This window comes from Klebsiella sp. D5A, assembly GCF_001620885.1.
GTDB lineage: Bacteria > Pseudomonadota > Gammaproteobacteria > Enterobacterales > Enterobacteriaceae > Klebsiella > Klebsiella variicola.
In genome coordinates, this window is record NZ_LOAR01000006.1 from 43,290 (window position 1) to 63,101 (window position 19,812).

A 19,812-nucleotide genomic window follows, 5' to 3' on the forward strand; every position below is an offset into this window, starting at 1 on the left:
TAAACCTGACACATCGCGAGTAAATCTATGAAAATTGGCATTATTGGCGCTATGGAAGAGGAAGTTACCCTCCTGCGCGACAAAATCGAAAACCGCCAGACTATCACTATTGGCGGGAGCGAAATCTATACCGGCCAACTTCACGGCGTTGACGTCGCTCTGCTGAAGTCTGGTATCGGGAAAGTGGCGGCGGCGACGGGCGCGACCCTGCTGCTGGAGCGCTGCCAGCCTGACGTGATCATTAATACCGGTTCTGCCGGCGGCCTCGCGCCGACGCTGAAGGTCGGCGATATCGTCGTCTCCGATGAAGCGCGCTACCACGATGCCGACGTCACCGCCTTCGGTTATGAGTATGGCCAGTTGCCTGGCTGCCCGGCGGGCTTTAAAGCGGACGATAAGCTGGTGGCCGCCGCCGAAGACTGCATTAAAGCGTTAGATCTCAATGCCGTTCGCGGCCTGATCGTCAGCGGCGATGCCTTCATTAACGGCTCCGTCGCGCTGGCGAAGATCCGCCATAATTTCCCGCAGGCAATCGCCGTGGAAATGGAAGCGACCGCCATCGCTCACGTCTGCCATAACTTCAAGGTTCCCTTCGTGGTGGTTCGCGCCATCTCCGACGTGGCCGATCAGCAGTCCCACCTCAGTTTTGAGGAGTTCCTTGCGGTCGCCGCCAGACAGTCCACCCTGATGGTGGAGAATCTGGTACAGAACCTGGCACGTGGCTAAGTCGCTATCCTTCGCGCTTGCCGCGCTGCTGTTACTCGCCCCGGCGTGGCTACTGGCCGCGCCGCGGGTGGTCACCCTCTCCCCCGCCAATACCGAACTGGCCTTTGCCGCCGGGATCACGCCGGTCGGCGTCAGCAGCTATTCCGATTATCCTCCGCAGGCCAAAACCATAGAACAGGTTGCCAGCTGGCAGGGGATGAACCTGGAGCGCATCGTGGCGCTAAAGCCAGACGTGGTGCTGGCCTGGCGCGGGGGCAATGCCGAACGCCAGGTTAACCAGCTGCAGTCGCTGGGTATTCATGTCCTCTGGGTGCAGACCTCGACGATAGAAGAGATCATCGCCACCTTGCGTCAGCTGGCGCAGTGGAGCCCGCAGCCGGAAAAAGCGCAGCAGGCGGCGCAGGCGATGCAGCAGGAATACGATACGCTGAAAGCGCGCTATGCCAATGCGCCGAAGAAACGCGTCTTCCTGCAGTTCGGATCCGCGCCGCTATTCACCAGTGGTCCCGGTTCGATTCAGGATCAGGTGCTGGGGCTGTGCGGCGGCGAGAATATCTTTGCCACCAGCCGTGTTCCCTGGCCGCAGGTGAGCCGCGAACAGGTGCTGGCCCGCCAGCCGCAGGCGATCGTGGTGACCGGCGACGCCAGCCGCATTGCCGAAGCGCAGCGCTTTTGGCAACATCAGCTCACCATTTCGTTGATTGCGTTACACAGCGACTGGTTTGAACGCGCAAGCCCACGTATTATCCTCGCCGCCAAACAACTTTGTGCGGCGCTTGACCAGGTAAAATAATCATCCGGCACACCGGATGTTCAGTGGGAATCAACGATGCTTGTCTATTGGCTGGATATTATTGGCACGGCTGTCTTCGCGATCTCCGGCGTTCTGCTGGCGGGAAAATTACGCATGGACCCATTCGGCGTGCTGGTGTTAGGCGTGGTGACGGCGGTGGGCGGCGGAACCATCCGCGACATGGCGCTGGCGAATGGCCCGGTATTCTGGGTCAAAGATCCCACCGATCTGGTGGTGGCGATGGTCACCAGCATGCTGACCATCCTGCTGGTCCGCCAGCCGCGTCGGCTGCCGAAATGGATACTGCCCGTTCTTGATGCCGTCGGTCTGGCGGTGTTTGTCGGCATCGGCGTCAATAAAGCCTTTCTCGCCGGCAGTGGTCCGCTGGTGGCGGTCTGCATGGGGGTGGTCACCGGCGTCGGCGGCGGGATTATCCGTGACGTGCTGGCGCGCGAAATTCCCATGATTCTGCGCACCGAGATCTACGCCACCGCCTGTATTGTCGGCGGCATTGTCCACGCTACAGCACACGACACCTTTCATCTCCCGCTGGAGAATTCGGCGATGATGGGCATGGTGGTGACACTGGTGATCCGTCTGGCGGCGATCCGCTGGCACCTGAAGCTGCCGACGTTTGCCCTGGACGATAACGGGCGGTAGTAAAAGCAAAACGGTAACCTTAAGGTTACCGTTTTTCGCGTTGGCTCCCTCTCGCTGGAGGAGAAGGCGCCCGGTCGCACTCGCTTTAAACGCTGAATGAGGAACCGCAGCCGCAGGTGCTTTTCGCGTTCGGGTTGGTCACGATGAAACGCGAACCTTCCAGACCCTCGGTATAGTCGACGGCGCCGCCGACCAGATACTGCAGGCTCATTGGGTCAACCACCAGGCCGACGCCCTGTTTCTCGATGGTCATATCGCCTTCGTTCACCTGATCGTCAAAGGTGAAGCCATACTGGAAACCGCTGCAACCGCCGCCGGTGATATACACGCGCAGTTTCAGGTTCGGATTATCTTCATCCGCAATCAGGTGTTTTACTTTGTTGGCTGCGGCTTCGGTAAACTCCAGCGGCAACGCTACGTCATCACTCATTTTTTGCTCCCATTGATACTTCCGGCCGGTTAAAGAATAACCGGACCTTTTGAGCCATTATCTAATACCCTGGTAAATCGTTCAAGTATTCTCCCGCGGTGCCTGCTGCGCTTTTGCCGCCTGCTCGGCCTCCTGCTTCGCCAGAGTACGTTGCAGAATGGTCGAATACAAAGGCTTACCGCCGAGGAATTGCGCCAGTAGTGTTGCGCCAAGGCAGGTAATAATCATTGGCAAAATGAGCTGATAGTTATCCGTCATCTCCAGCACCAGCACAATCCCGGTGAGCGGCGCGCGCACCGAGGCGGCCAGCAGCGCCCCCATCCCGGCGATGGCGAAGGTGCCGGCATCGAGATGGTAGGCCGGAAACAGCGGAATAGCCGCCATGCCGAACGCCGTGCCCAGCAAGGTGCCCAGCGCCAGCATCGGCGCGAAGATCCCCCCCGGCGCGCCGGAAGAGAAGCAGATCAGCGTGGTCACCACGCGGGCAATAAAGATAAACAGCAGCAAACCGACGGAGAAATTACCGGCGGCGGCGATGGGGATCAGGTTAAAGCCACCGCCCACCGCGGAGGGCTGCATCAGCCCCAGCAGGCCGCAGATCCCGCCGATGACCCCGCCCATCAATACCCATTTTTTGATATTGCCACCGTGGATGCGCTGGAAGATATCCTGGGTGCGCAGCACCAGGAAGTTAAACAGCGGACCAAAGCAACCAAAGAGCATGCCCAGCACCAGATACAGCCACAGGGTATTCACCGGGGCGTTGCTCAGCTTGCCTACCTCAATGATCGCCGCTTCGCCATTGAAAATACGAAACACAATGCTCGACATGATCACGCCGGTAAATACCGCTTTAATGGAGATCAGGTTGTAGCGAAACTGCGGGCGCATCTCTTCGATGATAAACAGAATACCGGCCAGCGGCGCATTAAAGGCCGCCGAGAGCCCCGACGCCGCACCGGTCGCCAGCAGCGTGTGCCGCGCCTCCGGACTGCGCATGCGGAAGATATCCAGCACCATGCGTCCAATGTTGCCGCCAAGCTGCACCATCGGCCCTTCGCGTCCCAGCACCATTCCGGCGCCCAGGGTCCCCATGCCGCCGATGAATTTCACCGGCAGCACGCGCCACCAGCGCACCGGCCGCAGCTCCTCCAGCGCCCCTTCGATTTCCGGGATCCCGGAGCCGCCCGCCTCCGGCGCAAAGCGGCGCACGAGAAAATAACCGACCATTGCCAGCAGCGCCGACAAGATAAACGCCAGCGGCCAGACCAGATACCAATGATCGGCCACCTGCGCCAGCGCGCCGATCCGCTGGTTCTGCACCCAGTTCACGCTCTTTTCAAACGCCACGCCCACCAGACCGGCCAGCGTGCCAACCACCGCCGCCATCAACAGGACCGCCAGCGGCGTTTTATCGCGCTGAATCAAACGGCGCACCGCATCGCCGCGACGTACCCGCACGAACTGATGTGCTTCAAAAGAGGGAGTTTCTGCTTTCATGCCATTATCAATTATTGGTAATACAAATGAAGAGAGAGGCATTTTAGCCGTCCCGGCGCGCTGCGTCGTCAAAAAAATGCCCTTGCGGCACATTGTTTCAATTGGGCAAAACTTTCATAACCATCCTGGAATAACTTAGAATAGCCGATAAAACATTTTTCACGAACCAGGACCCTGGCCATGAGCAAATCTGAAAATCTATACCATGCTGCGCGCGAACTGATCCCCGGCGGCGTTAACTCGCCGGTGCGCGCCTTCACCGGCGTCGGCGGCACGCCGCTGTTTATCGAACGCGCGGATGGCGCCTATCTTTATGACGTGGACGGGAAGGCCTATATCGATTATGTCGGCTCCTGGGGTCCGATGGTGCTGGGCCACAACCACCCGGCTATCCGCAATGCGGTGATCGAAGCGGCGTCCCGCGGCCTGAGCTTTGGCGCGCCGACCGAAATGGAAGTGAAAATGGCGGAGCTGGTGACCGAGCTGGTCCCGACCATGGATATGGTGCGGATGGTGAACTCCGGCACCGAAGCGACCATGAGCGCCATTCGCCTGGCCCGCGGCTTCACCGGCCGCGATAAGATCATTAAGTTCGAAGGCTGCTATCACGGCCATGCCGACTGTCTGCTGGTGAAAGCCGGTTCCGGCGCGCTGACCCTCGGCCAGCCAAACTCGCCGGGCGTGCCAGCCGATTTCGCGAAACATACCCTGACCTGCACCTATAACGACCTCGCCTCGGTACGCGCGGCGTTCGAGCAATATCCACAGGATATCGCCTGCATCATCGTCGAGCCGGTCGCCGGGAATATGAACTGCATTCCGCCGCAGCCGGAGTTCCTGCCGGGCCTGCGCGCGCTGTGCGATGAGTTCGGCGCGCTGCTGATTATCGACGAAGTGATGACCGGTTTCCGCGTCGCGCTGGCGGGCGCCCAGGCTTATTACGGCGTGGAGCCGGATCTGACCTGTCTCGGGAAAATCATCGGCGGCGGGATGCCGGTGGGCGCCTTCGGCGGCCGCCGCGAAGTGATGGACGCGCTGGCACCGACCGGCCCGGTGTACCAGGCTGGTACGCTCTCCGGTAACCCGATCGCCATGGCCGCTGGCTTCGCCTGCTTAAGCGAAGTGGCGCAGCCGGGTGTGCATGAAACCCTGACCGATCTGACCAACCAGCTGGCGGATGGCCTGCTGAACGCGGCGCGCGAAACCGGGATCCCGCTGGTGGTCAATAACGTCGGCGGCATGTTCGGCATCTTCTTTACCGATGCCGAAACCGTCACCTGCTATCAGGACGTGGTGAAGTGCGATGTCGAACGCTTCAAGCGCTTCTTCCACCTGATGCTGGAGGAAGGCGTGTACCTGGCGCCGTCGGCATTTGAAGCCGGCTTTATGTCCATCGCTCACAGTGAAGAGGACATTAACAACACCATCGACGCCGCCCGTCGGGTGTTTGCCAAACTGTAAGGTACTTGAAGGCCTGGTGGCGCAGGGATTTTCCCGGAGGCGGCGCGCTGCGCCTTATCCGGGCTACCAAATCGTACAGCGCTGTAGCCCCGGTAAGCGCTAGCGCCACCGGGGATTTTCCCTGAGGCGGCGCGCTGCGCCTTGTCCGGGCTACCAAATTGCACAGCGCTGTAGCCCCGGTAAGCGCTAGCGCCACCGGGGATATTGAGGCCATCCAGGATCGTTAGCGGCTCTGCTTTCTCAGCAAATAGATAAAGTACGGCGCGCCGATAAAGGTCGACAACAGCCCCGCCGGGATCTGGTAGGGGAACATCATCATTCGCCCGCACCAGTCGGCGAACACCAGCAGCATCCCGCCCGTCAGCCCGGAAATCACCATATGCGGCATCGTCCGACGAAAGCCCAGCATCCTCGCAATATGCGGCGCCATCAGGCCAACGAAACTTAACGGCCCAATGGTGAGCGTCGCCGTCGCCGTCAGGCTCGCCGCCAGCAGCAGCAACCCGATACGCGATGGCGTCAGCGCCATCCCCACCGCCCGCGCCGCCTCGCCGCCCAGCGGCAAAATGGTCAGCCAGCGGCGGCAGAGCGGCGCCAGCGCCAGCAGCGCCAGCATCACCACGCCACTACGCAGCGCCATCTCCGGCGTCGCGCTATAGGTCGAACCGGACATCCACGTCAGGATCTGCGCCATTCGCGGATCGCCGCTGGCCTGCAGCATCATCAACAGCATGGTGAAGGCGGTACTCAGCGCCATCCCCGCCAGCAGCATCCGGTGCGGCGAGAAACCGCCGCGCCCGGCGGCGATCAGAATAACCAGCAGCGTTGCCGCCGCGCCAAGGCTGCCGGCAGGCAGCAGCCAGACAAAGGCGTTGCCCGGCACGAAGAACAGCATCAATACCACACCGAACGCCGCGCCAGAGCTGATGCCCAGTACTTCCGGGCTGGCCATCGGGTTGCCGGTCAGGCGTTGAATGATGCAGCCCGCGACCGCCAGCATCACCCCGGCGAACAGCGCCGAGAGCACACGTGGCCAGCGCCAGGGCATCAGTTGCGCCAGCAGATCGCCGCTGGCCCACTGCCAGCCATGGGCATCGCGACCAAAGGTCAGCGCGGCGGTTATCGCCAACAGCAGCAGCGCTAAGCCGCCCAGCGCGAACCACGGCACGTGGCGGCGCTCGATCAACGCTTTATCGCCGCCATTCATCACCGGGGCGCTGATGCTGCGCAGCCGCGGCAGCAGCCACAGCAATAAAGGCGCGCCAATCAGCGCGGTGACTGACCCGGTCGAGACTTCCCGCCAGACCCGGCTGAGCCAGAGAATAATTTGATCGGAAAGCCACAGGATCAACGCGCCAATTAGCGCCGCCAGCAGCAATCGCGGCAGCAGGCGGCGGGCGCCGAGCATTTTCGCCAGCAGCGGCGCGAACAGACCGATAAAGCCGATAATGCCGACCGCGTTAACCAGCAGCGCGCTGATGACAATCGCCAGCGTCAGCACGCCAAGCCGCGCCAGAGACAGCGCCAGCCCAAGGTTGCGCGCCACGCCATCATCGAGTCCCATCAGGGTTAACGGGCGTAGCAATAACAGCGTCAACATCGCGCCGCCGAGCAGCTGCGGCCACAGGCGTTGCACCACGCTCCAGTCGGTCTGCGTCAGGGTGCCAGTACTCCACAGGAACATGCTTTGCAGCTGATCGTGATGGAAAATCACCATCAGCTGATTGACCGCGCCGCAATAGAGACTCACTACCAGGCCGGCCAGGATCAGCGTCACCGGCGACAGACGTTTGCCCCACGAGACGCCAAACACCAGCGCCCCCACCAGACAAGCCCCAGCCAGCGCCGCAAACTGCGAGGCCAGCACGCCAGGGATGGCCCATAGCGTCGTCACCGTCATTCCCAGCTGTGCGCCGGTGGCGACGCCGAGCGTGGTTGGCTCCGCCAGCGGGTTACGCAGCACCTGCTGGAACAGCACGCCGACCAGCCCCAGCCCGGCGCCGACCAGCAGCGATATCGCCAGCCTCGGCAGCAGGCTGTAATGGAACAGCATCTGGGCGATATTATCGATATCCGGCTGCCACAGCGCCTGACGCCATTGCGCGTAAGGTAAAGCGACATTGAGGTTGACGATGCTCAGCGCGAAAGCGGCAACCAGCAGCCCGGTCAGCAGGAGAATGGCTAACGGCGAGAGACGCGCGTTCATACCGCCGCCCTCCCCTGCGCATCGGCCAGCACGCGGGCGAAATGCATCGCCGACAGCGTCGCGCCATAGAACCACACCGCCGGAACCCGCTGGAAACGCCCCGCGCGCACGAACGGCATCGCCTGCCACAGCGGGGTCGCCAACAGCTGGGCCATCTCCCGATCGTTGCCATGATCGAAACAGATCACATCGGCCTCGTTAAATGCCGCCAGCCGGTCAATACCGACGGTGACGCTGCCCCAGAATGCCGCTTCGCCGCGCCAGGCGTTTTGAATGCCAAAGCGGTCAAGCACCTCCTGGAACAGGCAGTTCTCACCAAATACCAGCACGTGGCGGGCATCGAGCAGCGAAATCATCAGCAGTGGGCGATCGCCACGCCGGGCAAATCGCGGACGCAGGTTCTCCATCAGCGCGTCGAACTCCGCCAGATGGCGCTTCGCCTGCTGTTGTTTACCCAGCAGGTCGGCCATTTCCAGTAGCGAACGCTGGGCCATCGCCAGCGGCCGTTTGCCGTCGCTGAAGGTGAAACCACGGCCAGGCGCGATACGCGCCAGCTTTTCTGGAGACGGGCCATAGCCTGCCGACCAGACGATAAACGACGGTTTCATCTGCGTCAGCAGCTCAAGATTGGGTTCGGTGCGCAGGCCGACATCGATTACCGACGCGGGCAGCGCGGGTTCGTTCACCCACAGGCGATAGTTGGGAATGTCGGCCACGCCGTAGGGCGTGACGCCAAGCGCCAGCAGCAGTTCGGCCGGCAGCCACTCCAGCGCGACGACGCGCTGCGGGTCAATGTTCGCCGCCTGCGCGCCGCGCATCTGCCACAGCAGCGGCGAGAGCGCCATCGCGGTCAGCAGGCGGCGTCGGGTTATCAGAGTTGGGTTCATCATCAATAGACAAAACTTACCGGCGCCGCGCCCGCCGGGTGCGGCAGGATCCCCATCGGGATGCCGTAGATTTGTTCCAGCGTGTCGCTGCGCATCAGTTCTGCTGGCGTCCCCTGGGCGATCATTTCCCCACCGCGCAGCGCGACCAGATAATCGCAGTAGCGGGCAGCCATATTGATATCATGCAGGACCGCGATCACCGTCAGGCCACGCTGCTGGCTGAGACGATGCACCAGCGCGAGCACATCGACCTGATGGGCGATATCCAGCGCCGAGGTCGGTTCATCAAGCAGCAGACAGCGGCTATCCTGCGCCACCAGCATGGCGATCCACGCCCGCTGACGCTCGCCGCCGGAGAGACTGTCCACCAGACGCTGCGCCAAAGGCTTCAGCCCCACCAGCGCGATCGCCTCTTCCACCTTTTCGCGATCCGCCACGCCGAAGCGCCCCAGCGCGCCATGCCACGGGTAGCGACCTATCGCCACCAGCTCGCGAACTGTCATCCCTTCCGCCGCCGGCAGCTGCTGCGGCAGATAGGCCACTTTGCGGGCAAACGCCTTGCTACTCCAGCTCTCCAGCGGCTGGCCGTCCAGCAGCACCTCGCCCGCGGAAGGCGGCTGATGGCGGCCGAGCATTTTCAGTAATGTGGATTTGCCGGAACCGTTATGGCCTATCAGGCCAGTCACTTTTCCTGCCGGGAAGGTTAACGAAAGGGGGTGAAGCAGCGTGCGACCCGGTACGCGAAAGGTCACGCCATTTAACGCAAAGGTGGTCTCAGAGTGCGGAGTCTGTTCCTGCATAGCAACAACCTGATGTTGGGCGCGGCGAACCGCGCCCGTGAGTAGTTAGAAGCGGAAGGTTGCGGTCGCGACAACCTGACGTCCCGCACCCCAGTAGCAGGCGTATTCGCTATAGCAGCTGGAGACATATTCGCGGTCAAACAGGTTGTTGACGTTGACGCCGACCGAAGAGCCCGGCAGGCCAAAGCGCGCCAGATCGTATTTGACCGTCGCATCCATCAGCGCATAACCGGCCACATTGAAGGCATCATTTTTGTTACCGGTGCTGGTGTCAGTTTTGTAATAGCTGACCGTAGAACCGATATAGCGCGCCCCGGCGCCGACCGTCAGACCGCTGAGCGCGGTTTCGTGGAAGGTGTAATCCGCCCACAGCGACGCCATGTTACGCGGCACTTCCGCCGGACGCTTGCCGTTGAACACCGTATCGTGAGTGTATTCCGCATCGGTATAGCTGTAGGCCGCGGTGACGTTGATATTGGCGTTCACCGCCGCTTTCGCCTCCAGCTCAAGGCCGCGGGAGCGGATCTCGCCGGTCTGGATGCTGAACGCCTGGTTAGCCGGATCCGCCGTCAGGTTCTTATCTTTGGTCAGCTGATAGACCGCGGCGGTGACCACCACTGGCATGTCTTTCGGCACATATTTCACGCCAGCTTCATACTGCTTGCCACGCGACGGATCGAACGGCTGGCCGTTAAGCCCGGAGCCCGATACCGGCTCGAAGGATTCGCTGTAGCTGAAGTACGGAGAGATGCCGTTATCAAACAGGTAATTGATACCGCCGCGCCAGGTGAACTGCTGGTCGTGATTCTCCGCCAGGCTGTTGCTGGAGCGAGTTAACGTTGAGGTGGTGGCGTAATCGTAACGGCCGCCCAGGGTCATGACCCACTTATCCCACTCCATCTGATCCTGCGCGTACAGGCCCGTCTGCTCCATTCGGTTGAGGACCGCGTACGGGAAAGTGACCTGAATATTCGGGTTGCCGTATTGCGGGTTGCTCATGCTGATAGGATCCGCCGTCCCGTAGTCGGCATCCACATCGTTGCGCATCCGCGAGTAATCCACGCCGGTCAGCAGCGTATGGCTGACCGCGCCGGTGGCGAAAGCAGACTGCAGCTGGGTATCGACGGTAAAGGTGTTCAGGTGCTCATCAGAACGCACATAGGCGCGATTCATGTAGCCCGGGGCGACATAGCCATTCCCGTACACCGAGCGATACAAGGTATCAACCTCGGCATAGCGCAGGTTCTGCCGCACAGTAAAGGTGTCATCAAACTGATGGGAGAAGCTATAACCCACCATCTTCTGGCGGCGCGAGATCTTATTATCCGCCTCGCCTTCGTTGAAATCAGTCGGCAGCTTGTGCGCCTTCCCGTTGGCGTCGTAATACGGCACCACGGTGCCTTCGCGCGGCAGCCAGCCGTAGTAACCCGCATCCGGGTCATTCTGGAAGTTGCTCAGGAAGGTGAAGTCGGTTTTATCGTCCGGGCGCCAGCTAAAGGACGGCGCCACCGCATAGCGGGTAGACTTCGCCATCTGCTGCTGGGTATCCTGGCTGCGGCCCAGGCCGGTCAGGCGATAGGACCAGACGCCGGCATCATCAATGGCGTCGCTGAAGTCAAACCCGGTCTGCCACAGGTTGTCGGTGCCCATCTTGAACTGCACTTCTTTCAGCGGCTCAGTGGTCGGGCGTTTGCTGACCATGCTGACGATACCGCCCGGGTTGCTGTTGCCGTACAGCACCGAGGTTGGCCCGCGCATCACTTCCACGCGCTCGAGGAAATACGGGTCCATGGAGACTTCAGAGTAGTTATTTCCCTGCAGCTTCATGCCGTCCAGATACTGGTTGGTATTGACGGTCGTCGAGGTAGTGAAACCGCGGATGGTGACCACATCATAGGTGGTCGAGCTACCGCGGGTGGAGAAGACGCTCGGCGTATAGGAGAGCGCCTCTTTTACCGTGGTCGGCTGGCGCATCTCCATCTCCTGGCGCGTGACCACCGAGACAGACTGCGGCGTTTTTTCGATCGGGGTATCGGTTTTCGTCGCCGTGGCAGAGCGTTTTGCCGCGATGGTCGGCGCCGGTCCCCAGGCGCTTTCCTGGGCGGCCGGTGCCGCAACGACGGTGATAGTCTCTTCTTGTTTCGGTTGTTCCGCAGCCTGTGCATAGACAGACATGCCGCTAACCGCCGTGGCTACTACGACTGCGATTTTACGCAGCGAGTGATTTGGCTGAGCAGTTTTTGGACGCACCATGGGTATATCTCTGATGAAAGTGAATGATAACGTAAACGATAATTATTATTATGACGGGCGATATAATAGGCGAAACGCCGAAGGCAAGGCAAGCGATATGCCAGCCTGGCGAGACCGAAGGCCGAATTAATAACCAGATAGTTATTATGGAGTTAAAGAGGCGTTAACTTTTTTACAGGTATAAAAAAACCCCTTAATACTTTCGTATTAAGGGGTCGGGTTGTGCGGCCAAAATCAGTTACTGCCGAACATATCCTTGATCCAGCCCGCGACGCCGTCGCTCTTATCCTGCTGCTTCGGCTGTTGCTGCTGTTGCTGCTGCTGTTGCTGCTGCGGCTGCTGTTGCCCGGACTGATTAAACGGGTTGTTCGCTTCCTGCTGCTGCAACTGCTGCTGCTGCATCATCTCGCCCTGGCGGCACAGCGCATCCGGCTGCGTCGTCCAGACCGGCAGCGAACGGACGCCACCGCTGCAGACGAGGTTGCCGTTGCTGTCCACGCCCATGTCGACCACGTCTTCCGGCGCCGTCAACGCCAGCGGCGTCGGCGTCTGGTTCGCCAGATAGCGCTGGTAAATCGACATCGCGCCGCTGGCGCCGTACAGTTTGGTCGGCTGGTTGTTGTCGCGGCCCACCCAGGTGATGGTCACCTGGCTACCGTCGATGCCGGCGAACCAGGTATCGACGTTATTGTTGGTGGTCCCGGTTTTTCCCGCCAGATGCAGGCCCGGATACTTCGCGCCCAGCTGACGCCCCGTGCCGCGCTGCACCACCTGCTGCATGGTCCACAGCGTCATGTAGGCCGCCTGGGCAGGCACGGCGCGTTCCGCCTGCGGGTAGCTCTGGTAAAGCACCGTGCCATCTTCCGCAATCACTGACCGCAGGGCGGACAGCGGCGCACGGTTGCCGCCGCTGGCAATCGTCTGGAAGGCCTGCGCCACTTCAATCGGCGTCAGGTTCAGCGCACCCAGCAGCATCGCCGGCACCGCGTTGAGCTGATTCTTCGGCGCCCCCAGTTTAGTCCAGGTATCGACGACCGCCGGCAAGCCCAGCGCCATCCCGAGGTTAACCGTCGGGACGTTCATCGAGCGGGTCAAGGCATCCACCAGCATCACCTGGCCGCTGAAGCGACGATCGTCGTTCTGCGGGGACCACGTCTGGCCGTTGGACAGGCGAATGGTCACCGGCGCATCGGCGATCCAGGTGTTCAGGCGATACTGGTTCGGCTGGCTCAGCGCGGTCAGATAGGTCGCCGGCTTGGCCAGAGAACCAATCGACCGGCGGGCCTGCATCGCGCGGTTGTAGCCGGCGAACTGCGGCTCCGCGCCGCCGACCATCGCCCGCACTTCACCGGTAAAGCGGTCCACCACCACCATGGCGGTTTCCAGATCTGCCAGCTTGCGCTGTTTCTTCAGTACCGGGATCCCTTCAGTAGCCGCTTTTTCCGCCGCATCCTGCGCCACCGAGTCGAAGGTGGTGAAGATCTTCACGCCGGAGAGATCTTTCACTTTATCGCCCAGCTTCGCCTGCAGCTCCTGACGAACCATCTGCATAAAGGCCGGCTGCGGTGAAATCACCCCGCCGCGCGGCTGCACGCCCAGCGGACGCGCGCTCAGCATATCGTACAGCTCCTGGTCGATAACCTGCTGCTGCTGCAGCAGACGCAGCACCAGATTGCGTCGCTCAAGGGCCAGTTTCGGGTTGCGCCACGGGTTATACACCGACGCCCCTTTCACCATCCCCACCAGCAGCGCCTGCTGATCGAGGCTCAGCTCTTCCACCGGACGGCCAAAGTAGTACAGGCTGGCCAGCGGGAAGCCGCGAATTTCATTATCGCCGCTCTGGCCGAGGTACACCTCGTTCATATACAGCTCAAGGATGCGATCCTTGCTGTAGCGGGCATCGACGATCAGCGCCATATACGCTTCGTTGGCTTTACGCCAGTAGGAGCGCTCGCTGGAGAGGAACAGGTTTTTCACCAGCTGCTGGGTCAGGGTACTCGCCCCCTGCACCGTACGACCTGCCGTCAGGTTCGCCAGCACCGCGCGGCCGATGGAATACAGGCTGATACCATCGTGCTCGTAGAAGTGGCGGTCTTCGGTCGCCAGCAGCGTATCCACCAGCAGATCCGGGAAGCCACTGCGCTTCACGAACAGGCGCTGCTCACCGTTCGGCGACTGCAGCATGGTAATAAGACGCGGATCGAGACGGAAGAAACCGAACTGGCGGTTATTATCCATATTCTCGATGGTCTCCAGATGGTCGCCATCGAAGGTCAGACGCGCGCGCACCTGCCCTTCTTTACTGTCCGGGAAATCGAACGGACGACGGATCATCTCGATGCTGTTGGCCTGCACGGTGTATTCGCCCGGGCGCGTCATCGCGCTGACCTGACGATACTGGGTGGCGTTCAGCAGACGCACCATCTCGTTTTTGCTGATCTGCATGTCCGGCTCAAGGTTCACCATCCGGCCATAAACCGCGGCCGGCAGCTCCCAGACTTTACCGTCAATGCGGCTGCGGATTTTCTGATCGAGGTAGACGCCATAGGCGGCAATCAGCACCGCGAAGACAATCCCCAGCTTGACCAGCAGCCACAGCCAGCGGCGCTTACGACGAGGTTTGCCACCGTTGCCTTTTCCTTTTCTCGGCACCGGTTTCTCATCCTCATAATCATCGTCATCATACTCATCGTCGTAGTCCTCTTCCCGGACCCGGCGACGGGTAACTTTTTGTTTTGTCGGACGTGAGGGTCTCCCCTTACGTCCGATAGGCTCGCGGTCATCTCCCGCCATGCTTTTTCTCCGCAACGTTCAGGCGCAAGGGCCTGATTCTCAATACTTCCCCTGCACAGAGGAAGAAGAAATCTCTCAAATTAACGTCCAGGCTGCTTATCCTTCGGACGACAACCTGCTGGCAGGCAGGACATACCGCCAGCCTTTCATGAGGTTGGTTTGCTTCGTTTTACATGATATTAACAATAAGAATTCACCATAAAATCATTATGTTAAACGCATCATCAGCAGAAATGGTCAGAACATAGCACGTAATGTTCAGGGCATACAGGATAGCACTAAAATGCGACATTCTTAACCAGCATTTTACCGCCTGCGCACGTAACAAGATGGGAAAGAGTATGTTTTTTAATAACATAAAAAATGGCGCTCGCCCTGATGCCAAATGCGGCGGCATCGCCTCACACTGAAAATATATTTCCCGGACGACAACATTTATTATTGAGAGAAGTAAAGGGAATTAATCGAGTTTCTGCCAATAAAAATGAGAGCCTGTTAACATTTATGCAGAATAATATTTTATGATGACACCAGGAAAATCTTTGTTAAACTAGCGGCCAGTGATTCATTATTTTGATTACTTTACTATGCGCATTCCGCTTATATTTTCGCTTTGCGTGGTCGCCGTGCTCTCTGGCTGCCAACAGAAACCCGCCTCAACGCTCAGCCCGGCCATCAGCAGCCAGGCGCAGCTGGAGCAGCTCTCGTCGGTAGCAGCCGGGACGCGCTATCTCAAGAATAAATGTAATCGTAGCGATCTGCCCGCCGATGAAACGATATATCGGGCAGCGGTGAATGTCGGCAAAGCGCGCGGGTGGGGAAATATTGACGTGGCGACGTTAAGCCAAAATAGCGACCGGCTTTATCAACAACTTTTGCAGGACAGCACTCCGGAAGCCACACAGTGTAGTCAATTTAATCGCCAGCTCGCTCCCTTTATTGCCAGCTTGCGCAGCGACTAAACAAAATATTCTCAACGCGCATTTTATTGCGCGTAGCCCTTATTCCCCTTTCGGCTCCTCGTCAATTTTCCCGCCGGGCCAGTCATCCAGCGCCGCCAGGGTAAATGTTGTGCCGTTGAAGCTAAAGATCGTCACATCCTGCTGGATCTGCTCCACCACCAGATTGGGCAGCGGGGAATCACCCTCCGACCACGCTTTGCCGTTTAACACAATGCTGCGCTTTTCCGGTAGCGAGGCGTAGACATGGGCGCTGTAGCGCAGGGGCGGCAGCGTATCGCTGTCCACTACCGGCGCCGCTGGCGCGCTGGGTTTTACCGCCGACGGCGGGTTTTTTGGCGCGGTCTCCCCGGCGGCGGTTAACGGCAAAAGCGCCGCATGAGCCACCGGCAGAGGCAGCGTTTGCGGCGGTGACGGATGGCGCCACTGCTCGCCGCCAAACCAGCCGAGCGCGATAAATAATCCGGCGTACAGCGGGATAATCCAGCCGGGGATCTGCACCATCCGACCGCGGCTCACCGGCGCGTCTGCCTGCGCGGACGGCGGCTGATGCGCCACCAGAGGCGGGATGCCTCTTTCACTATCATCACGAACAATCACAACCGTCTCCTGTTCCCTCACGGTGCAGAGAAGGCGCCCTTACTGGCGCCCCAGACTGCTGACAAAGTGCATTCTTCAGAGATTGCCCGGCGGCGCTACGCTAGTGCGGGCCGACAGATAACCGCATAACTGTTTGATATTGCAGTCTTTCGTAGGCCGGGTAAGGCGTAAGCCGCCACCCGGCAGAAAGGCGAGCATAATAACGAAACAGGTTTGTCATCAGCCAGAGGCGCCCTTACGGGCGCCCCACGTTATGTTATTTACTGCTCACCGGCAGGCCAGCGCCCTGCGATTCCCCCTGTGGCAGCTCGAGGACCGCTACCGACCAGGCCGGCAGCGTGACCGAGCCGTCAGCGGCAACCTGCACGCCGCTCGCCAGCGAACGGTCGCCTGCCGCCTGCTGGATGGCGCTCAGCTGCAGCGATGTGCCGGCGAAGTCCTGCAGCGTCCGGCTTTCCGGTGCGGCGTTGATCGCCACCACGATGCCGTCGACACGGCTGTCCAGACTGGCGCCAGCCTGCATCCCATCATCGATGGTCATCACCAGCAGACCCGTCTGCTGATCGGCGCCGGTATTGCGGAAGTCCACGCGCTTCATCACCGTCGCGCCGTCACCGAGGGTAAACAGCGGAGAGGATTTACGCAGCGCGGTCAGCTCCTGATAAAACGCGGTCATCTGCTTGAGCTCCGTTTCACCCGGGGTCGCCACCGCGTCTTTTACCCGGGCGATGATGTCATAGTTGCTGCCATCATCGCTGCTGCGCGGCATACCGACGTTGTAGTTGTTGTCCTGCAGGGAGTAATCCACGCGGTTAAACCAGTCACCGGAATCATACGAATCGCGGGTAAAAGATTTAGAGCGCAGCAGCTCCGAGCCCTGCTGGTCAAAGGCGATCCCCTGGCCGAGCATCACGGTCGCCAGCGACACCGCCTGCATCCGGACGCGGGTATTGAGATCCGCCTCCTGAGCAGCTTTATAGCTGATCATGTCCCACAGCGTTTGGTTGTCGTGTTTTGACACATAATTCACGACTTCCGTCGGGTCAGCCGCATAGCCGCCAGGCGCGCCGTTATAGCCAATCTCGCTGCCTTTCTTCACCGCGCCGTCTTTGTCGATCAGCACGAAGTCCGCGAGGTTACCGGCCATGCCCAGACGGGTCAGATCGGCGAGGTGGCGCGCCTGATCGTCGGTCATGCTGGTCAGCTCATTTGGCTGAACGCCGGCGCCGCTGCCCCCCCCCTGATTCTGGCGCAATGCATCGCCGGAATCGAACGGCCCGCCACCGCGCACGGCGTCGCGCAGACGATCGGAGAACGTGCCGATCCCGGTGCCTTTCAGATTGATTTGCGAGGCAATTTCAAAGCGATCGCTCTGGTTGGAATCCCAGCCTTCACCAAAGAAATAAATGTCCGGGTTCAGCGCTTTAATGCGCTCCCAGGCCGAGAGGATCTGCGCTTTCGGATGATAGCCCATCAGGTCGAAGCGGAAGCCATCGATCTTATAATCGGTGGTCCATACCGCCAGTGAATCGGCGATAAGCTTGGCGAACATCCGGTGCTCTGGCGCCGAGTCGGAGCAACAGGTGGCCGATTCCACGCTGCCGGTGGTTTCATTCAGGCGCTGATAGTACCAGGGGACGATCTTATCCAGCACCGAGGTGCGATCGGTCGGGCCGGCGGCGTTGGTGTGGTTGTACACCACGTCCATAATGACGTTCATTCCCAGATCCTGCTTGATCGCCTGAATCATGGTGCGGAACTCTTTAATGCGCGCCGTGCCTTCCGGATCGGTGGCGTAGGATCCTTCCGGCACCGTGTAGTGGAACGGATCGTAGCCCCAGTTATAGGAGTCGGTCTGCGCCACCAGCGTATTCAACGCCTGCACCTGCGGGTTATCCTTGCTGTCGTTCTGCTTCAGCTGGGTCAGCACCTCTTCGACCGTCGAACCGCTGTCGCAATAGCCCGCGAACTCGCTGCTCTTCACCGCGCTGTTGATCTCGCACAGGCGACTGAACGGCTGCTGAATATCGGCGACTTTGTCGCTGAACTCATTGACCGTCGCCAGATCGAAGACCGGCAGCAGCTCAATATGGGTCACGCCCGAGGCCGACAGCTGTTTCAGATGCTGGACCATATTGCTCTCCTGGGCGGTGAGCGCCAGATACTTACCGCGCAGTTCGGCGGGAACGGTTTGATCCCAGGCGGAGAGATCGCGAATATGCGACTCGTGGATCGTCATTTTCGCCAGGTCGGCTTTGGTTTTCTGCGCGTGCGGCATCGTCAGCCCGTCCCAGCCTTCCGGCTTCAGCGCGCTGTCGTTGAGATCGACCACCTGGCTGTACTCCGAGTTGGTCGACAAACTATGGGCGTAGGGATCGGTCACTTCGTACTGCTCGACTTTACGCGACTGCGGGTGGTAGACGGTCATCGCGTAGCGGTAGAACGCGCCCTTCAGGTCGCTCCCGCCCTGCCAGGACCAGGCGCCGGAGGCGCTGTCGCGGGTCATCGGATGGCTGGCCACCACCTTCTTGTCGGCGCTGTAGACCACCAGCTCAACCTGCTGCGCCGTGGGCGCCCAGACGCGGAAGGTCACGCCGCTATCGGTTAGCTGGGCACCATAGCTCAGCGCCTCGGCGGCAGCGGCATAGGTATCGTCCAGCACGCCGGCGGTCTGCACCTGGGTGGCGGAGCTAAGGATCCCGTCGCTTTCGGCGGATATCGCCACCGTCTCGCCCTGCAGCAATTCATCGACGTTGACATCATCCGGCAGCTTAAAGGCAGGATAGCTGGCGAGATGCGGGAAGCGCATGCTCACCTGCTGGCTGACAGTAGTGGGGGTCAGCTTGACATATTTATCGGTAAATTCGCCGTTACTGTCGGCGGCCACCTTACTGCTGTGGCTGTAATAGAGGCGCACAATGGGTTTATTTTCCCCGCCCGGCCACAGCAGGGTGGTTTTATCGATCCAGTGCGCATCGGCCAGCGCCACGCCAAAGGCGGCGCGGAAGGCGTCGGCGCGGGAGTCATAGACCGCGCTGTTGCCAGCGATGACCGATACCGTGCGATCGGTGAAATCGCCAAAAGAGACGCGCAGATCACTGTCGATAAGCTTATTGGTGCCATCGCGGACGATAACGTTGATACATCCGCTCTCTTTAGTCAGCGGGATCACCCAGTAAGGGCCATATTTGTCGCTGCCGGTCGGCGTAGTGCTGACATCATTCCAGTCCGCCACCGGCGCGCTCAGCGCATCACAGGTTTCGTTATTCCATAGATAGAGGTTTTTAGTCGCATAGTCGGCCGGCGTGCTGCTGGTGATGCCGGCGATATCGACAAGGTGAATGACAGCCTGGTTGGCGGAAGCCTGCGCCGCTTCGCCAGGGACGGCAACGTCCGGTAAGCGGACGACCACATCCTGCGGGTCGGGCGTACCGGGCGTGCCTGGGTTGCCAGGATTGCCTGGTGAACCCGGTGAGCCAGAGGGTGAAGAGGAAGAGCTGTTATCACAGCCACTCAATAATACTAACGATCCAAGAAATAGGGCATGACAGGTATATCTGAGCATTCGATAGTCCCTAATATGCTTATTAAATTATAAAAGGTAAGAAAGGATGAATATCTTTACAGCGCGCTAATTAGATATTTTTGCTTTCCGGGGCGCAATCATCCCCCACAAATGAGAGGGGGGCGTAGGAAGCCGGGGGAGTAAATCAATAAAGGGAATGACGACCCGAAACCGCAAAC

The 19,812-nt window shown here is 60.1% G+C and carries 14 protein-coding genes; 5 read left to right on the top strand and 9 right to left on the bottom strand.

Annotated features, from left to right (window positions below; all coding sequences use genetic code 11):
* Nucleotides 1-27: 27 nt before the first annotated feature.
* From mtnN to AS136_RS09880, 3 genes are read left to right on the top strand one after another with little or no spacing between them, the layout of a single operon-like run.
* Nucleotides 28-726, top strand: coding sequence for a 5'-methylthioadenosine/S-adenosylhomocysteine nucleosidase (mtnN, locus tag AS136_RS09870; RefSeq protein WP_008807361.1), 699 nt, complete (start codon nucleotides 28-30; stop codon nucleotides 724-726).
* Nucleotides 719-1,519 (top strand): vitamin B12 ABC transporter substrate-binding protein BtuF, encoded by an 801-nt coding sequence (btuF, locus tag AS136_RS09875; protein WP_012542811.1) that lies wholly within the window; start codon nucleotides 719-721, stop codon nucleotides 1,517-1,519. Before mtnN ends, btuF begins: the two co-directional genes overlap by 8 nt.
* Before the next feature lie 36 nt (nucleotides 1,520-1,555).
* Nucleotides 1,556-2,179: a TRIC cation channel family protein gene (locus AS136_RS09880; protein ID WP_002889277.1), complete on the top strand. Its 624-nt coding sequence runs from the start codon at nucleotides 1,556-1,558 to the stop codon at nucleotides 2,177-2,179.
* An 85-nt stretch (nucleotides 2,180-2,264) separates the two neighbouring features.
* On the opposite strand, the gene erpA is transcribed toward AS136_RS09880, so the two are convergent.
* Nucleotides 2,265-2,609, bottom strand: a complete 345-nt coding sequence (erpA, locus tag AS136_RS09885; RefSeq protein WP_008807363.1) for an iron-sulfur cluster insertion protein ErpA — start codon at nucleotides 2,607-2,609, stop codon at nucleotides 2,265-2,267.
* Nucleotides 2,610-2,690: 81 nt separating this feature from the next.
* Nucleotides 2,691-4,109 carry a H(+)/Cl(-) exchange transporter ClcA gene (gene clcA / locus AS136_RS09890; RefSeq protein WP_008807364.1) on the bottom strand — a complete coding sequence of 473 codons (1,419 nt, stop codon included), beginning with the start codon at nucleotides 4,107-4,109 and terminating at the stop codon, nucleotides 2,691-2,693.
* A gap of 180 nt (nucleotides 4,110-4,289) precedes the next feature.
* Here clcA and hemL point away from each other — a divergent pair, with 180 nt between their 5' ends.
* A complete protein-coding gene (gene hemL / locus AS136_RS09895) occupies nucleotides 4,290-5,570 on the top strand; it encodes a glutamate-1-semialdehyde 2,1-aminomutase (RefSeq protein ID WP_022065539.1) in 1,281 nt (426 codons plus the stop codon).
* A 223-nt stretch (nucleotides 5,571-5,793) separates the two neighbouring features.
* Here hemL and fhuB read toward each other — a convergent pair whose 3' ends face one another.
* The 5 genes from fhuB to mrcB form a co-directional block, all read right to left on the bottom strand.
* The gene (fhuB, locus tag AS136_RS09900) at nucleotides 5,794-7,776 is read right to left on the bottom strand and encodes a Fe(3+)-hydroxamate ABC transporter permease FhuB (protein WP_022065537.1); all 1,983 of its coding nucleotides are present in this window, start codon (nucleotides 7,774-7,776) and stop codon (nucleotides 5,794-5,796) included.
* The gene (fhuD, locus tag AS136_RS09905) at nucleotides 7,773-8,666 is read right to left on the bottom strand and encodes a Fe(3+)-hydroxamate ABC transporter substrate-binding protein FhuD (RefSeq protein ID WP_012968911.1); all 894 of its coding nucleotides are present in this window, start codon (nucleotides 8,664-8,666) and stop codon (nucleotides 7,773-7,775) included. Before fhuD ends, fhuB begins: the two co-directional genes overlap by 4 nt.
* Entirely contained in the window at nucleotides 8,666-9,463 is a 798-nt protein-coding gene (gene fhuC, locus AS136_RS09910) for a Fe3+-hydroxamate ABC transporter ATP-binding protein FhuC (RefSeq protein WP_022065535.1), read from the bottom strand. The genes fhuD and fhuC overlap by 1 nt, the downstream gene beginning before the upstream one ends.
* 45 nt (nucleotides 9,464-9,508) lie before the next feature.
* Nucleotides 9,509-11,716 (bottom strand): ferrichrome porin FhuA, encoded by a 2,208-nt coding sequence (gene fhuA, locus AS136_RS09915; RefSeq protein WP_063266758.1) that lies wholly within the window; start codon nucleotides 11,714-11,716, stop codon nucleotides 9,509-9,511.
* A 234-nt stretch (nucleotides 11,717-11,950) separates the two neighbouring features.
* A complete protein-coding gene (mrcB, locus tag AS136_RS09920; RefSeq protein WP_063266759.1) occupies nucleotides 11,951-14,509 on the bottom strand; it encodes a bifunctional glycosyl transferase/transpeptidase in 2,559 nt (852 codons plus the stop codon).
* A 587-nt stretch (nucleotides 14,510-15,096) separates the two neighbouring features.
* Here mrcB and gspS point away from each other — a divergent pair.
* A complete protein-coding gene (gspS, locus tag AS136_RS09925) occupies nucleotides 15,097-15,471 on the top strand; it encodes a type II secretion system pilot lipoprotein GspS (RefSeq protein ID WP_012968915.1) in 375 nt (124 codons plus the stop codon).
* Between the two features lie 39 nt (nucleotides 15,472-15,510).
* On the opposite strand, the gene gspB is transcribed toward gspS, so the two are convergent.
* Nucleotides 15,511-16,068, bottom strand: a complete 558-nt coding sequence (gene gspB, locus AS136_RS09930) for a type II secretion system assembly factor GspB (RefSeq protein ID WP_012968916.1) — start codon at nucleotides 16,066-16,068, stop codon at nucleotides 15,511-15,513.
* Between the two features lie 256 nt (nucleotides 16,069-16,324).
* Complete coding sequence (gene pulA / locus AS136_RS09935) at nucleotides 16,325-19,633, bottom strand: pullulanase-type alpha-1,6-glucosidase (protein WP_063266760.1); 3,309 nt, start codon at nucleotides 19,631-19,633, stop codon at nucleotides 16,325-16,327.
* Nucleotides 19,634-19,812 lie beyond the last annotated feature (179 nt).

Coding starts and splice junctions, on each gene's coding strand:
- mtnN (WP_008807361.1), top strand. CDS start 28: ATGAAAATTGGCATTATTGGCGCTATGGAAGAGGAAGTTACCCTCCTG.
- AS136_RS09880 (WP_002889277.1), top strand. CDS start 1,556: ATGCTTGTCTATTGGCTGGATATTATTGGCACGGCTGTCTTCGCGATC.
- erpA (WP_008807363.1), bottom strand. CDS start 2,609: ATGAGTGATGACGTAGCGTTGCCGCTGGAGTTTACCGAAGCCGCAGCC.
- clcA (WP_008807364.1), bottom strand. CDS start 4,109: ATGAAAGCAGAAACTCCCTCTTTTGAAGCACATCAGTTCGTGCGGGTA.
- hemL (WP_022065539.1), top strand. CDS start 4,290: ATGAGCAAATCTGAAAATCTATACCATGCTGCGCGCGAACTGATCCCC.
- fhuB (WP_022065537.1), bottom strand. CDS start 7,776: ATGAACGCGCGTCTCTCGCCGTTAGCCATTCTCCTGCTGACCGGGCTG.
- fhuD (WP_012968911.1), bottom strand. CDS start 8,666: ATGATGAACCCAACTCTGATAACCCGACGCCGCCTGCTGACCGCGATG.
- fhuC (WP_022065535.1), bottom strand. CDS start 9,463: ATGCAGGAACAGACTCCGCACTCTGAGACCACCTTTGCGTTAAATGGC.
- fhuA (WP_063266758.1), bottom strand. CDS start 11,716: ATGGTGCGTCCAAAAACTGCTCAGCCAAATCACTCGCTGCGTAAAATC.
- mrcB (WP_063266759.1), bottom strand. CDS start 14,509: ATGGCGGGAGATGACCGCGAGCCTATCGGACGTAAGGGGAGACCCTCA.
- gspS (WP_012968915.1), top strand. CDS start 15,097: ATGCGCATTCCGCTTATATTTTCGCTTTGCGTGGTCGCCGTGCTCTCT.
- pulA (WP_063266760.1), bottom strand. CDS start 19,633: ATGCTCAGATATACCTGTCATGCCCTATTTCTTGGATCGTTAGTATTA.